Genomic DNA, 13,794 nt, shown 5'->3' with positions numbered 1-13,794 from the left:
AGGTAAAACGCGGCGCACTGTATACCCCTGCAAACGCGCAGGCGTCAACGCGTTGCATCGTTTCCTCGGGAAAAAACGCAGCGTTCCTGTGGTTCAGGCCTTCAAAGGCGAAGTGATCGGCGTACATGGCGCCTCCATTTGTTGTTTTGTCAGCCCGGCTCTTTGGACGGGCTCCTGCACAAGGCAATGGCGGCTATAACACCGTGGGGACGGGGGTTTGGGCAAGGGTGGCTGGCGCCATGGCGACGGCTTTGGATCGTGTCCCGGGAAGTGGTGTAACTCATCATGGTTCTGGCCGCTGAGTTCGCCGTTTAGTTGATCACGGCCGACAGCTTGGCCTGTGGATTATCGCTGACTGCCTCAAAGGCCTCCAACTGCATGTAACGCCGTTGCAGGCACCACTCGTCGTTCTGCTCCAGCAGCATCGCGCCTACCAGCCGTGTGATTGCAGGATCGTTGGGAAAGATGCCTACGACGTCGGTGCGGCGTTTGATCTCCGCGTTAAGCCGCTCCAGTGGATTGGTGCTGTGTAATTGCTGTCGGTGCGCTTTTGGAAACGCCATGTGAGCCAGCACTTCATCCTCGCAGCCGTCCATGAGTGTCGCGATCTTGGGGTATTTTTCGCGTAGCTGATCAGCGACCAAACGCCATTGCTGATGGCATTCGGCACGGCTGTCCTGGGCGAAGACTGTGCGCAGTAGGGCCGCCACCATGGTGCGCTGACCTTTGCCGACGTGGGCCATGGCATTACGCATGAAATGCACACGGCAGCGCTGCCAGGTCGCGTTGAAGACCTTGGAAACAGCCGCCTTGAGCCCTTCGTGGGCGTCGGAGATGACCAGTTTCACGCCCCGCAAGCCACGTCGCGTGAGGCTGCGCAGGAAGTCTGTCCAGAACGGCTCAGCCTCTGACGGCCCAACCCGCATGCCCAGGACTTCGCGGCCACCGTCGGTGTTCACGGCCACGGCGATTATTACGGCGACCGAGACGATGCGTCCGGCCTCCCGCACTTTGACGTAGGTGGCATCGATCCAGAGATAGGGCCAGTCGCCCTCAAGCGGGCGGTCAAGGAAGGCGTGAACGCGCTCATCGATCTCACCAGCTAGCCGTGAGACCTGGCTTTTGGAGATGCCGGTCATGCCCATGGCTTTGACCAGCTCGTCCACTGAGCGTGTTGAAACGCCTTGGATGTAGGCCTCCTGGATGACTGCCGCCATGGCTTTCTCAGCGGTGCGTCGAGGTTCAAGGAAACCAGGGAAATAGCTGCCTTGGCGCAGCTTGGGAATCTTAAGGTCGACGTCGCCTGCGCGGGTTTGCCAAAGACGATCGCGGTAGCCATTACGGCTATTTGTCCGGTCTGGGCTTTTGACATCGAAGCCCGCGCCGCACAGGCCTTCGACGTCGAACTCCATCATGCGCTGGGCAACGAACTGGATCATTTGCTTGAGCAGATCAGCGTCTGCCCCTTTCTCAACCAACTCGGTCAATGCGATAGTGGGCTTGGTCATCGTGGTTTCTCTGGTGAGTGTTTGGTCTTCGCAAACTCAACGTTAGCCAAGAACCACGATGACCATCCTCTTTCGCCCGCAGGGCGCCTTCGGCTGGTTCAGTTACACCACTTCCCGGGACACGATCCGGCTTTGGCACAGGGGCGCCGGCAAGGTTTGTTTACACGATCGGGCTTGATCTGAAATGCGGACTGAAAACGGCCACATTCGTACAGATTTCTTTACAAGGCGGTTCAAGAACTTGCCAGTCGTCCGAAAAATTCTTTTTGTTCAATATCTTGGGCTTGGTCCACATTCCCGCAGGCATAAAAAAACCAGCCCGAAGGCTGGTTCCTTGATAACCACACTGGCTTATCAGCCACGCGGCTTGCCGCGACCACGGCCTGCCGGCTTGTCGCCATCAGGCTTGCCCGGACGCTTGCGCATCTCGCTCGGGCGCTCAGCCACCGTGCTGCCACGGGTGGGTTTACGCGGCGCTTCTTCACGCGGCTGACGCGCAGGGCGTTCGCCAGTAGCGGCACCTTCGTGAGCCGGGCGCAGGTTGCGCACGCGCTCGCCACGGCCCAGCGGACGGGTCGACTTGCGCTGCAGGCGCTCCATCTTGTCCTTGGCCTTGAGTTTCATGGCTGGCAGCGCGACCGGCTGCAGGCCCACTTCGGCGGCGAGGATGTCGATTTCGCCCTGGGTCATTTCGCGCCAGCGGCCCATCGGCAGGTCCGAATTGAGGAACACCGGGCCGAAACGCACACGCTTCAGGCGGCTGACCACCATGCCCTGGGATTCCCACAGGCGACGCACCTCACGGTTACGACCTTCCATCACCACGCAGTGGTACCAGTGGTTGAAGCCTTCGCCACCCGGTGCCTTCTGGATATCGGTGAACTTGGCCGGGCCGTCTTCCAGCATTACGCCGGCTTTCAGGCGCTCGATCATCTCGTCGTCGACTTCACCACGCACACGTACCGCGTACTCGCGGTCCATCTCGTAGGACGGGTGCATCAGGCGGTTGGCCAGCTCACCGTCGGTGGTGAACAGCAGCAAGCCAGTGGTGTTGATGTCGAGGCGGCCGATGTTGATCCAACGGCCTTCTTTTGGCCGTGGCAAACGGTCGAACACGGTCGGGCGCCCTTCCGGGTCGTCACGGGTGCAGATTTCGCCGTCGGGCTTGTTGTACATGATCACCCGGCGGGTGGCCTCGGCGGCCTCCTCGCGCTTGATCAGCTTGCCGTCCACGGCGATGGCGTCGTGCAGGTCGACGCGCTGGCCAAGGGTGGCCTCGACGCCGTTGACCTTGATGCGACCCTGGCTGATCCAGGCCTCGACATCACGCCGCGAGCCCACGCCAATGCGCGCCAGCACTTTCTGCAGCTTTTCGCCGGATGGCGGGGTGATTTCGGTTTCTTTCAGGTCTTGCTCACTCATCTGGGCACCTCCCGGTGTAGGAATGAAAACAGGTTTCTGGCGACGAACGCGCCAAAAGGCCGCGCATCATACGCGGTTCATCAGGGGAACGCACTGGAGGGTAGAGGGTTTTGTGGGGCTGGGCATGATTTTCTGCCCAATGGGCTTTGTGCTGGCCGCTCCGCGGGCAGCACAGGCAGCAGATCAATCAGGGCTGTGCCTTGTTCTCTTCCTCCACCGAAGGCTCAGGCTCTTCTCCCCGCAAATCATCAAAATCGGTTTTCAAACCGTCTTCCATGGCATCCAGCTCCACCAACAGGCTACGGAAGCTGGTCTCCTCTCTCGGCTCACCAACCTCCTCTTCCCCAAGGCTGGCATCCGCCAACGCCTGCAGGTGCGCAGGCACCGGCGCATCATCCGGGTCAAGTTGCGGCGCTGGTTCCATTTCGCGCAGCTCGGCCAAGGCCGGTAGGTCCTCAAGGCTCTTGAGGTTGAAATGATCGAGAAACGCCTTGGTGGTGGCGAACATCGCCGGCCGGCCGGGCACTTCGCGGTAGCCGACTACGCGAATCCACTCGCGCTCCATCATGGTCTTGATGATATTGCTGTTCACCGCAACGCCCCGCACGTCCTCGATTTCACCACGGGTGATCGGCTGGCGGTAGGCAATCAGGGCCAGTGTCTCAAGCAGCGCTCGCGAATAGCGCTGCGGGCGCTCTTCCCACAGGCGCCCGACCCAAGGGGCATAAACCTCGCGAATCTGCAGGCGATAGCCGCTGGCCACCTCCTTGAGCTCGAACGCACGCCCATTGCACGACTTGCCCAGCACCTCCAGGGCCTGCCTGAACACCTTGGGCTCGGGGCGCTCGGCTTCCTCGAACAGCTCGTACAGGCGCTCAAGGGATTGCGGCTTGCCCGAAGCGAGCAAGAAGGCTTCGATCAGCGACGCCAGGTCGCGGGGTTCATTCAGGTTCATCGGGTTCTTCAACTGGCGCCGGGCGAAGCCGCACGTGAATGGCGGCGAAAGGTTCATTCTGCACAAGTTCGATCAGCGATTCCTTCACCAGTTCGAGAATGGCCATGAAGGTCACCACCACACCGAGCTTGCCCTCCTCGGCAGCAAACAGCGCGATGAACGGCACAAAGGCACCGCCCTTGAGACGCTCCAGCACCTGGCTCATGCGCTCGCGGGTGGACAAGGTCTCACGGGTGATCTGATGGCTTTCGAACAGGTCGTTGCGGCGCATCACCTCGGCCATGGACATCAGCAGCTCTTCCAGGCTGACCTGAGGCAACAGCTTGCGTACCTTGGCCTGCGGCGCTTCCAGGCGCGGCACCACCACCTCGCGCCCGACCCGTGGCAATTCGTCGATGCCCTCGGCGGCGGCCTTGAAGCGCTCGTACTCCTGCAGGCGGCGGATCAGCTCGGCGCGAGGGTCACCCTCCTCCTCCTCGACGTCGGCGGAACGCGGCAGCAGCATGCGTGACTTGATCTCGGCCAGCATGGCAGCCATCACCAGGTATTCGGCAGCCAGTTCAAGGCGCACGCTTTTCATCAGCTCCACATAGCCCATGTACTGCCGGGTGATCTCGGCCACAGGGATGTCGAGGATGTCGATATTCTGCTTGCGGATCAGGTACAGCAACAGGTCCAGCGGGCCTTCGAACGCTTCGAGGATGACTTCAAGGGCGTCCGGCGGGATGTACAGGTCCAGCGGCAGCTCGGTCAGGGCTTCGCCATAGACCAGCGCCAACTGCAGTTGCCGAGGCGCTTCGACCCGTTCGGCCGGCGCCTCAGGCGCTTCCAGCTGGCTCACGCGTTGACCAGGAACGGCGTGGGGTCGCCACAACCTTCGCGGATCAGTTCCGGCTCGTCGCCGGACAGGTCGATGATGGTCGACGCCTTGAGGTCGCCAAACCCGCCATCGATCACCAGGTCAACATGGTGCTCCAGCCGTTCACGGATCTCATAAGGGTCGGTCATCGGCTCGCTGTCGCCCGGCAGGATCAGGCTGACGCTCATCAGTGGCTCGCCCAACTCGGCCAGCAAGGCCAGGGTGATGGCGTGGTCCGGTACACGCAGCCCGATGGTGCGACGCTTATCGTGCAACAGCAGACGCGGCACTTCACGCGTGCCGTTGAGAATGAAGGTGTAAGGCCCCGGTACATGCGCCTTCAGCATGCGGAAGGTGCCGGTGTCGACCTTGGCATACAACCCCAGTTGCGACATGTCGCAGCACATCAGGGTGAAGTTGTGCGTCTTGTCCAGCCCGCGCAGGCGTCGCACCCGCTCGATTGCCGACTTGTCGCCTATCTGGCAACCCAGCGCATAGGCCGAGTCCGTCGGATACACCACCACGCCCCCCTTGCGGATGATCTCGACGGCCTGTTTTATCAGGCGCGCCTGTGGGTTCTCCGGATGAATCTGGAAAAATTGGCTCACGTAATCGTCCTGTTCATAGCGCCAAAGGCTGTTCATGGCTGAATCGACGCCACAAAGGTGGCAGATCCTCGGGCAAAGGCCGATAGGCACCGATCTCGCCCCAGGTGCCGGGGCCGTGGAAGTCACTGCCAGCGCTTGCCAGCAGGCCGAACTCACGGGCAAGAATGGACATAGTGCCCACTTGCTCGGCAGGCATCATCCCGTTGACCACTTCAAGCGCCTGCCCTCCTGCCTGAATATAGTCGGCAATCAGCCGCCTGCGCTTGCTGCGGGTCAGGTCGTAGTGCATGGGATGCGCCAGGCTCACCCAGGCGTTGGACTGCCTCAGCGTGGCAACGGTTTCGTCGAGCGTCGGCCAGTGCTGCTTGACGTCGCCCAGCTTGCCGGCGCCCAGCCACTTGCGAAACGCTTCACCACGGTCCTTGACGTGCCCGGCACGCACCAGATATTCGGCAAAATGCGGGCGCGCCGGGGCGTTGCCGCTGTCACCCAGCTCGTGCTGCACGGCGCGCGCGCCTTCAAGCGTGCCGGGCATGCCCTTGGCCGCCAGCCGTTTGTCGATTTCTTCGGCACGCAGCCAGCGGCCGCGGTGCAACGCTTGAATCGCCGCCAGCAATGGCGGTGCGTCGAGCGGGAAATCATAGCCCAGCACGTGAATGGTCGCGCCGCCCCACGTGCAAGACAGCTCCACACCGCTGACCCAGCGCATACCCAGGTCAACGCAGGCCTGGCGCGCTTCGGGCAGGCCTTCGAGGGTGTCATGGTCGGTCAGCGCCAGCGCTTGCACCCCGTGTTCATGGGCCCGGGCAACCAGTACCGAAGGCGACAGGGCGCCGTCGGAGGCCGTGCTGTGACAGTGCAGATCAACATTCATGGAGGAGCGCTTTCGCTGGAATCGATGTTTGTTATTATGCCGTCACATCCCGATTCTGGCTGCCATTGTGAAACAATTCATCGATTTCATCCCGCTGCTGCTGTTCTTCATCGTCTACAAGCTCGACCCGCGCCCCATGGAAGTCGCCGGCCATCACTTCGAATTTGGCGGCATCTACAGCGCCACAGCCATGCTGATCATCAGCTCGCTGGTCGTGTACGGCGTATTGTTCCTGCGCCAGCGCAAGCTGGAAAAGGGCCAGTGGCTGACGCTGATCGCCTGCCTGGTGTTCGGTGGCCTGACCCTGACCTTTCACAGCGAGACCTTTCTCAAGTGGAAAGCTCCTGTCGTGAACTGGCTGTTCGCCCTGGGTTTTGCCGGCAGCCACTTCATCGGCGATCGGGTGCTGATCAAGCGCATCATGGGCCACGCCCTGACCCTGCCTGATGCCATCTGGACGCGCCTGAACCTGGCCTGGATCGCTTTCTTCCTGTTCTGCGGCGCGGCCAACCTGTTCGTCGCCTTTACCTTCCAGGACTTCTGGGTGGACTTCAAGGTGTTCGGCAGCCTGGGCATGACCGTGATCTTCCTGGTGGCGCAAGGCGTGTACCTGTCGCGCCACCTGCACGATGACCCTTCTACCTCCAAACCCAAGGATTGACATGCTCTACGCCATTATCGCCAGCGACGTCGCAAACTCCCTGGAAAAGCGCCTGGCTGCCCGCCCGGCGCACATCGAACGCCTGCAGCAGCTCAAGGCCGAAGGCCGCGTGGTGTTGGCCGGCCCGCACCCGGCCATCGACAGCAACGACCCGGGCGAAGCGGGTTTCAGCGGTAGCCTGATCGTTGCCGAATTCGAATCGCTGGCGGCGGCGCAGACCTGGGCCGATGCCGACCCGTACATCGCTGCCGGCGTGTACGACAAGGTTGTGGTCAAGCCGTTCAAGCAAGTGCTGCCTTGACCTGAGACGGCACGGCCTTCTTCGCTACACAAACCTTCGGATCTGTGCCATCGCCCGTAGGAGCGGGTTCACCCGCGAAGAGGCTGGGCCTGCGGGCCAATCTCCATCCGCCGTTCACCGTTGCCGCCGCTACCGTATTCGCGGGTAAACCCGCCCCTACACAGATTGGTGGTGGACACACGTCGGCGGTTGGACACAGCCCTTTGTAGGAGCGGGTTCACCCGCGAAAGGGCCAGGCCTGCTGGCCAATCTCCATCCGCCGTTCACCGTTGCCGCCGCTACCGTATTCGCGGGTAAACCCGCTCCTACACAGATTGGTGGTGGACACACGTCGGCGGTTGGACACAGCCCTTTGTAGGAGCGGGTTCACCCGCGAAAGGGCCGAGCCTGCTGGCCAATCTCCACACGCTGTTCACCGTTGCCGCCGCTACCGTATTCGCGGGTAAACCCGCTCCTACACAGATTGGTGGTGGACACATCTCGGTGGTTGGACACAGCCCGCTGTAGGAGCGGGTTTACCCGCGAAGAGGGCCACGCGGCACCAGCAGTTATACTCAGGCCATCAGTCTGCGGTATCTTTGCCACTGGCGGGCCGAATAACCGCCGTCAATGGTTGAATTGAGTGAGTCATGAGCGAGCTGTTACTGATTGATGATGACCAGGAACTGTGCGAGCTGCTCGGCAGCTGGCTGACCCAGGAAGGGTTTTCCGTGCGTGCCTGCCACGATGGGCAGAGCGCACGCCTGGCCCTGGCCGAGCATGCCCCTGCTGCTGTGGTACTGGATGTGATGTTGCCCGACGGCAGTGGCCTGGAGCTTCTCAAGCAGCTGCGCAGCGAGCATGCCGAGCTACCGGTGCTGATGCTGTCAGCCCGCGGCGAGCCGCTGGACCGCATTCTCGGCCTGGAACTGGGTGCCGACGACTACCTGGCCAAACCCTGCGACCCGCGCGAGCTCACTGCCCGCCTGCGCGCGGTGCTGCGCCGCAGCCACCCCACCGCCACAACCAGCCAGATGGAGCTGGGTGACCTGGTCTACAGCCCTGCGCGGGGCGTGGCCAGCATCGATGGCCGCGAAATGACCCTGACCCTGTCCGAAAGCCGTATTCTTGAAGCGCTGCTGCGCCAGCCCGGCGAGCCGCTGGACAAACAGGAACTGGCGCAGATCGGCCTGGGCCGCAAGCTGACCCTGTACGACCGCAGCCTGGACATGCATGTCAGCAACCTGCGCAAGAAGATCGGCCCCCACGCCGATGGCCGGCCACGCATTGTGGCGTTGCGTAGCCGTGGCTATTACTACTGCCTGTAAAAACGCCGGGGCCACTGCGCGCCCCTTCGCGGCACAAGGCCGGGCTGCACGGCCCCATCATCTTTACTTTGCCTTTACCCTCCCCTGACTGCGCTTGACGGTGATCTCCCTAGACTGTGCTCATCCGGTAATCACCGGCCTATGAAAGGAGAGACACCATGCGCAAGACCCTTATCGCCCTGATGTTCGCTGCCGCTTTGCCGACCGTAGCCATGGCCATGCCAGATGGCGGCCCGCGCCACGACGGCCCGCATCATCGCGGTGATGCGCCTTTCCACCAACTGGACCTGAGCCGCGATCAGCGCCAGCAGATCGGCAAGCTGATGGGCGAGCAAATGCAGCAGCGCCGCGACATTACCGAGCGCTACCTGTCCAAGCTGCCGGCCGCCGACCAGAAAGCCATGAAGGATGAACTGCAAGCCAACCGCGACAAGACCGACAGCGCAGTGCGCAAGTTGCTCACGGCTGACCAGCAGAAGAAGTTCGATGAACTGCAAAAAGAACGCGCCGCCAAGAAAGCCGAGTGGCAGGAGTTCCAGGCCTGGAAAGCTGAAAAAGGCGCCAAGGCCCAGTAAGCTGTCCGCCCCGTGCCCGGCCCGCATCACTGCGGGCCGGGCTTTTCCCGTTTAGGAGGTGCACTTGCGTTCACTGTTCTGGCGCATCCTGGCCAGTTTCTGGCTGGCCATCACCCTGGTCGCAGGCCTGTCGATCCTGCTGGGGCACATGCTCAACCAGGACGCCTGGATCCTCAGCCGCCACCCGGGCCTGAATACCCTGGCCAGCAAGTGGGCCAAGCACTATGAGCAGGAAGGCCTGGAGGCGGCCCAGCACTTTCTGGAACGACGCAAGGACCGCTACAAGATCGACGTGCAGGTGCTCGACGATAGCGGTGAGGCCGTGGTGCCCGGTACCTTTCCACGCCGTGCGGCAGCCTTCGAAGCGCGCCAGCACAATGACCAGCGGCGCTTGCCATGGCGCCGGCTGACCGAGGAATACACCAGCCCCGACACCGGCGAAACCTACTTGCTGATCTACCGCATCCCCCACCCGGCGCTGGATGCCTGGCACCGTGAAAGCCTGCTGTGGCCACTCAGCGCCCTGGGCATTGCCTTGGTCGTGCTGACCCTGTTCAGCCTGCTGGTGACGCTGTCCATCACCCGCCCGTTAAGCCGCCTGCGCAGCGCCGTACACGATCTGGGCCAGACCACCTATCAGCAGAACAGCCTGGCACGGCTGGCAGCGCGGCGCGACGAGTTTGGCGTGCTGGCCAAGGACTTCAACAAGATGGGCGCGCGCCTGCAAAGCACCATTGGCAGCCAGCGCCAGCTGCTACGCGATGTGTCCCACGAACTGCGCTCGCCGCTGGCCAGGCTGCGTATCGCCCTGGCCCTGGCCGAACGCGCCGAGCCTGAGCAGCGGCAAGCGCTGTGGCCACGCCTGACCCGCGAGTGCGACCGCCTGGAAGACCTGATCAGCGAAATCCTCGCCCTGGCCCGAGTGGATGCCGAACAGGCTCATGCCGAACCCGTCGACATCAATGCCTTGCTCGGCAGCGTACGCAAGGACGCCCTGCTGAGCGCACCGGAGCAGGACGTGCGCCTGGAGGCGCAGCCGGGGTTGAACTTGCAGGGTTGGCCAACGCTGATCGAGCGTGCCGTGGACAACCTGCTGCGCAATGCCCTGCGCTTCAACCCGGCGGGCCAGCCGGTCGAGGTCAGCGCCGCACGCGAGCAGGACCGCATCGTGATCAGCGTGCGTGACCATGGGCCTGGGGCGGCAGCGGAGCACCTGGCGCAACTGGGTGAGCCGTTCTTCCGCGCGCCAGGGCAGGAAGCACCGGGGCATGGCCTGGGGCTGGCGATTGCGCGCAAGGCCGCGGAGCGCCATGGCGGTAGCCTGGTGCTGGAGAATCATCCACAGGGTGGGTTTGTGGCCAGGCTGGAGTTGCCCCTGGCTGAAGCGACAGGCAGTTGATGGGGTGTAAAGGTACCTGGCCTCTTCGCGGGTAAACCCGCTCCTACAGGGGATGTGGATGCTGTTGTAGGAGCGGGTTCACCCGCGAAAAGGCCGGAAGCCTTGATACCTGAATCAGCCCAAGGCCAGGTTACTCACCCCAGCCACTGACGAAATCAGCCGTTTCCAGCACCGGCGCTGTCCGCGGCTCGGTCAGCGGCGTGCCGACGTACAGGTAGCCGATCAGCTCCTCGTTCTCGGCCAACCCCAACCCCTTGTGCACATGGGCATCGAAGGCCATGTCACCGGTACGCCACACCGCGCCGATCCCCTGCGCGTGCGCAGCAATCAGAATACCGTGCGCCGCACAGCCCGCCGCCAGGCGCTGCTCGGACTTGGGCACCTTGAAGTGGTCCTGCAACCTGGCCACCACCACGATCAGCAACGGCGCCCGCAGCGGCATCGCACGGGCCTTGTCCAGTGCAGCCTGGCTGGCATCGCCCTTGTGCTGCACGGCTTCGGCGAACAGCTCACCCAGCTTCTCGCGGCCCTGGCCTTCGATGGTAAGAAAACGCCACGGCCGCAGCTGGCCGTGATCCGGGGCGCGCAGGGCAGCCTGGAACAGCGCCTCGCGCTGGGCGGCATTGGGCGCCGGGTCGGTCAGGCGTGGCACGGAAACACGGTTGAGCAATGCGTCGAGAGCCTCCATCGGCTACCCTCCTGGCAGTTGAATGTGCGGCCATTCTAGCGTTTACATCACCAGACCCATAGGTAGAATGGCGCCCTTCCGTTTCGAGTCTGAGCAGATCACATGGCGTTGCCGACCTTAAGGATCATTGGTTTCATCATCGGCATCTTCCTGATTACCCTGGCCGTCGGCATGGCCGTGCCCATGGCGACCCTGGTGATCTTCGAGCGCACCGGTGACATGCCGTCGTTTCTCTGGTCGAGCCTGATCACCTTCATCGCCGGCCTGGCCCTGGTGGTGCAGGGGCGCCCGGAGCATGTACACCTACGCCCACGCGACATGTACCTGCTGACCGTCAGCAGCTGGCTGGTGGTGTGCGTATTCGCCGCGCTACCGTTCCTGCTGACCCAGCACATCAGCTACACCGACGCCTTCTTCGAAAGCATGTCAGGCATCACCGCCACTGGCGCTACCGTACTCAGCGGGCTCGATAACATGTCACCGGGCATCCTCATGTGGCGCTCGATGCTGCACTGGCTCGGCGGTATCGGCTTCATCGCCATGGCGGTGGCGATCCTGCCGCTGCTGCGCATCGGCGGCATGCGCCTGTTCCAGACCGAATCGTCCGACCGCTCGGAAAAAGTCATGCCGCGCTCGCACATGGTCGCCAAGTCGATCGTGGCGGTTTACGTCGGTTTCTCCATCCTTGGTGCGTTGGCCTTCTGGTGGGCAGGCATGAGCCCGTTCGATGCGATCAACCACGCCATGTCGGCTATCTCTACGGGTGGGTTCTCCACCTCCGACCAGTCGTTGGCAAAATGGGATATCCCGGCCGTGCACTGGGTGGCGGTGGTGGTGATGATCATGGGCAGCCTGCCGTTCACCCTTTACGTAGCCACCCTGCGCGGCAACCGCAAGGCGCTGATTCGTGACCAGCAGGTACAAGGCTTGCTGGGCATGCTGGTGGTCACCTGGCTGGTACTGGGCACCTGGTACTGGTACAGCACCAACCTGCACTGGCTCGACGCCCTGCGCCACGTGGCGCTGAATGTGACCTCTGTGGTCACCACCACCGGTTTCGCCCTGGGGGACTACAGCCTGTGGGGCAACTTCTCGCTGATGCTGTTCTTCTACCTGGGCTTCGTTGGCGGCTGCTCTGGCTCGACCGCCGGCGGTATCAAGATTTTCCGCTTCCAGGTGGCCTACATCCTGCTGAAGGCCAGCCTCAACCAGCTGATTCACCCGCGCGCGGTGATCAAGCAAAAATACAACGGTCATCGCCTCGATGAAGACATCGTGCGTTCGATCCTGACGTTCTCGTTCTTCTTCGCCATCACCATTTGTGTCTTGGCGCTGCTGCTGTCGCTGCTGGGCGTGGACTGGATGACTGCGCTGACCGGTGCCGCCGGCACGGTTTCGGGTGTAGGCCCAGGCCTGGGTGAAGTGATCGGCCCGTCGGGCAACTACGCCACGCTGCCTGACGCGGCCAAATGGATTCTGGCGGCCGGCATGCTGCTGGGTCGCCTGGAAATCATCACGGTGTTGGTGTTGTGCATGCCGGCGTTCTGGCGTCACTGAGCACTTCGCCTTCCGCGCCCAGGCGGGCGCGGTACTCGCTGGGCGTGGCATCGAACCAGCGGCGAAACGCCCGATAGAAGTTGCTGGGGTCGGCAAAGCCCAGCAGGTAGGCGGTTTCCAGCAAGGTCATACCCGGCTGGGCCAGGTATTGTTCGGCCAGTTCGCGGCGGGTGTCGTCAAGCAAGGTCTGGAAGCTGGTGCCTTCCTCCTGCAGCCGCCGTTGCAAGGTGCGCTGCGACAGGTGCAGGGCCTGGGCCAGGGTTTCGCGCTTGGGCTCACCCTGCGGCAGGATGCGGCACAACACCTGGCGTACGCGGTGGCTAACCCGGCTTTCGGAGAAGCGTGCCAGGTACTCGCCGGCAAACCGGTCGTGCAGCACCGCCATGGCCTCGTTCGCGGTCGGCAGCGGCGCCTCCATGTCGGCCCGCTCGAACACCAGTGCATCATGTGGGGCGCCGAACACCAGCGGCGAATGGAACGCCACCTTGTAAGGCTCGACATTCTTCGGCTGCGGCCCCTGCACCAGTACCCGCCGCGGCTGGACCGGCCGGCCACTGAGCCATTTGCACAGCGCCAACGCACAGGCCAGCGACGCTTCGGCGCTGTGCCGGGTTGGCGGCAGGTGGTCACCGTGCACGGTCAGAATCAGCGAATAACCCTCGGGACCGAGGACAAAACTGAGGTCGGAGCTTTCGGCGATGATGCGCTGGTAGCGCACCAGGCGCTCGAAGCCCTCGGCCAGGGTGCGGCTGGACATCAACGCATAGCCCACCACATGGAACGACGCCGGGCGGACCACCCGTGCCATGTTCAGGCCGATGGCCTCATTGCCCGACAGCTCCACCGCCAGCAGCCAGAGGCGGGTCATGGAGTCTTGCGGAAAACGTGCATCGGGGTCGTCGAGGGCGGCAAAGTCCAACCCCAATTGCTTGAACATGGCTCTGCAATCCAGCCCTTCCAGTTCAAGTGCCTTCACGATCCCTGATGCCCAACTGGCTGACGTTGTTCTTTCGCTCATGACAGGCTTCTTTTACCAACCGCTCCTGCGGTGAACCCCAAGGATACTCATTTGGCGCCTAT

14 protein-coding genes are annotated in these 13,794 nt (G+C 62.8%); 6 read left to right on the top strand and 8 right to left on the bottom strand.

Annotation, left to right across the window (positions count from 1 at the left end; translation table 11 throughout):
- Nucleotides 1-311: 311 nt before the first annotated feature.
- From KW568_RS07750 to KW568_RS07725, 6 genes are all read right to left on the bottom strand, one after another.
- Nucleotides 312-1,508 (bottom strand): IS256 family transposase, encoded by a 1,197-nt coding sequence (locus KW568_RS07750; RefSeq protein ID WP_004575957.1) that lies wholly within the window; start codon nucleotides 1,506-1,508, stop codon nucleotides 312-314.
- 354 nt (nucleotides 1,509-1,862) lie between these two features.
- On the bottom strand, nucleotides 1,863-2,930 hold the full coding sequence (rluB, locus tag KW568_RS07745) for a 23S rRNA pseudouridine(2605) synthase RluB (protein ID WP_003254539.1): 1,068 nt from the start codon (nucleotides 2,928-2,930) through the stop codon (nucleotides 1,863-1,865).
- Nucleotides 2,931-3,117: 187 nt separating this feature from the next.
- A complete protein-coding gene (gene scpB / locus KW568_RS07740) occupies nucleotides 3,118-3,885 on the bottom strand; it encodes an SMC-Scp complex subunit ScpB (protein WP_003254540.1) in 768 nt (255 codons plus the stop codon).
- Nucleotides 3,872-4,612 carry a ScpA family protein gene (locus KW568_RS07735; protein WP_162470266.1) on the bottom strand — a complete coding sequence of 247 codons (741 nt, stop codon included), beginning with the start codon at nucleotides 4,610-4,612 and terminating at the stop codon, nucleotides 3,872-3,874. The genes scpB and KW568_RS07735 overlap by 14 nt, the downstream gene beginning before the upstream one ends.
- A gap of 110 nt (nucleotides 4,613-4,722) precedes the next feature.
- Entirely contained in the window at nucleotides 4,723-5,352 is a 630-nt protein-coding gene (locus tag KW568_RS07730; RefSeq protein ID WP_003254544.1) for an L-threonylcarbamoyladenylate synthase, read from the bottom strand.
- A gap of 13 nt (nucleotides 5,353-5,365) precedes the next feature.
- On the bottom strand, nucleotides 5,366-6,226 hold the full coding sequence (locus KW568_RS07725; RefSeq protein ID WP_003254545.1) for a PHP domain-containing protein: 861 nt from the start codon (nucleotides 6,224-6,226) through the stop codon (nucleotides 5,366-5,368).
- A gap of 67 nt (nucleotides 6,227-6,293) precedes the next feature.
- Between KW568_RS07725 and KW568_RS07720 the strand changes: the two genes are divergently transcribed.
- The 5 genes from KW568_RS07720 (at nucleotide 6,294) to KW568_RS07700 (ending at nucleotide 10,469) form a co-directional block, all read left to right on the top strand.
- Nucleotides 6,294-6,887, top strand: a complete 594-nt coding sequence (locus tag KW568_RS07720; RefSeq protein WP_003254547.1) for a septation protein A — start codon at nucleotides 6,294-6,296, stop codon at nucleotides 6,885-6,887.
- Between the two features lies 1 nt (nucleotide 6,888).
- The gene (locus tag KW568_RS07715; RefSeq protein ID WP_003254549.1) at nucleotides 6,889-7,188 is read left to right on the top strand and encodes a YciI family protein; all 300 of its coding nucleotides are present in this window, start codon (nucleotides 6,889-6,891) and stop codon (nucleotides 7,186-7,188) included.
- Between the two features lie 629 nt (nucleotides 7,189-7,817).
- The gene (locus KW568_RS07710; protein WP_003254551.1) at nucleotides 7,818-8,495 is read left to right on the top strand and encodes a response regulator transcription factor; all 678 of its coding nucleotides are present in this window, start codon (nucleotides 7,818-7,820) and stop codon (nucleotides 8,493-8,495) included.
- Nucleotides 8,496-8,653: 158 nt separating this feature from the next.
- A complete protein-coding gene (locus KW568_RS07705; RefSeq protein WP_003254553.1) occupies nucleotides 8,654-9,070 on the top strand; it encodes a Spy/CpxP family protein refolding chaperone in 417 nt (138 codons plus the stop codon).
- A 58-nt stretch (nucleotides 9,071-9,128) separates the two neighbouring features.
- Nucleotides 9,129-10,469, top strand: a complete 1,341-nt coding sequence (locus tag KW568_RS07700; protein WP_003254555.1) for a HAMP domain-containing sensor histidine kinase — start codon at nucleotides 9,129-9,131, stop codon at nucleotides 10,467-10,469.
- A 130-nt stretch (nucleotides 10,470-10,599) separates the two neighbouring features.
- On the opposite strand, the gene KW568_RS07695 is transcribed toward KW568_RS07700, so the two are convergent.
- Nucleotides 10,600-11,157, bottom strand: a complete 558-nt coding sequence (locus KW568_RS07695; protein WP_003254557.1) for an NAD(P)H nitroreductase — start codon at nucleotides 11,155-11,157, stop codon at nucleotides 10,600-10,602.
- A 102-nt stretch (nucleotides 11,158-11,259) separates the two neighbouring features.
- Between KW568_RS07695 and KW568_RS07690 the strand changes: the two genes are divergently transcribed.
- Nucleotides 11,260-12,714, top strand: coding sequence for a TrkH family potassium uptake protein (locus tag KW568_RS07690; RefSeq protein WP_004576878.1), 1,455 nt, complete (start codon nucleotides 11,260-11,262; stop codon nucleotides 12,712-12,714).
- Here KW568_RS07690 and KW568_RS07685 read toward each other — a convergent pair.
- Nucleotides 12,671-13,732 (bottom strand): AraC family transcriptional regulator, encoded by a 1,062-nt coding sequence (locus tag KW568_RS07685; RefSeq protein WP_003254561.1) that lies wholly within the window; start codon nucleotides 13,730-13,732, stop codon nucleotides 12,671-12,673. The two genes, KW568_RS07690 and KW568_RS07685, sit on opposite strands and share 44 nt — an antisense overlap.
- Nucleotides 13,733-13,794: the final 62 nt, after the last annotated feature.

This window comes from Pseudomonas sp. HD6515, assembly GCF_024971855.1.
Taxonomy (GTDB): Bacteria; Pseudomonadota; Gammaproteobacteria; order Pseudomonadales; family Pseudomonadaceae; genus Aquipseudomonas; species Aquipseudomonas alloputida.
This window is presented reverse-complemented; position numbering and strand designations above follow the sequence as displayed.

Excerpts from the sequence above, each read along its gene's own strand:
- KW568_RS07685 (WP_003254561.1), bottom strand. The coding sequence starts at position 13,732 with ATGAGCGAAAGAACAACGTCAGCCAGTTGGGCATCAGGGATCGTGAAG.
- KW568_RS07715 (WP_003254549.1), top strand. The coding sequence starts at position 6,889 with ATGCTCTACGCCATTATCGCCAGCGACGTCGCAAACTCCCTGGAAAAG.
- scpB (WP_003254540.1), bottom strand. The coding sequence starts at position 3,885 with ATGAACCTGAATGAACCCCGCGACCTGGCGTCGCTGATCGAAGCCTTC.
- KW568_RS07705 (WP_003254553.1), top strand. The coding sequence starts at position 8,654 with ATGCGCAAGACCCTTATCGCCCTGATGTTCGCTGCCGCTTTGCCGACC.
- KW568_RS07710 (WP_003254551.1), top strand. The coding sequence starts at position 7,818 with ATGAGCGAGCTGTTACTGATTGATGATGACCAGGAACTGTGCGAGCTG.
- KW568_RS07725 (WP_003254545.1), bottom strand. The coding sequence starts at position 6,226 with ATGAATGTTGATCTGCACTGTCACAGCACGGCCTCCGACGGCGCCCTG.
- KW568_RS07750 (WP_004575957.1), bottom strand. The coding sequence starts at position 1,508 with ATGACCAAGCCCACTATCGCATTGACCGAGTTGGTTGAGAAAGGGGCA.
- rluB (WP_003254539.1), bottom strand. The coding sequence starts at position 2,930 with ATGAGTGAGCAAGACCTGAAAGAAACCGAAATCACCCCGCCATCCGGC.
- KW568_RS07690 (WP_004576878.1), top strand. The coding sequence starts at position 11,260 with ATGGCGTTGCCGACCTTAAGGATCATTGGTTTCATCATCGGCATCTTC.
- KW568_RS07695 (WP_003254557.1), bottom strand. The coding sequence starts at position 11,157 with ATGGAGGCTCTCGACGCATTGCTCAACCGTGTTTCCGTGCCACGCCTG.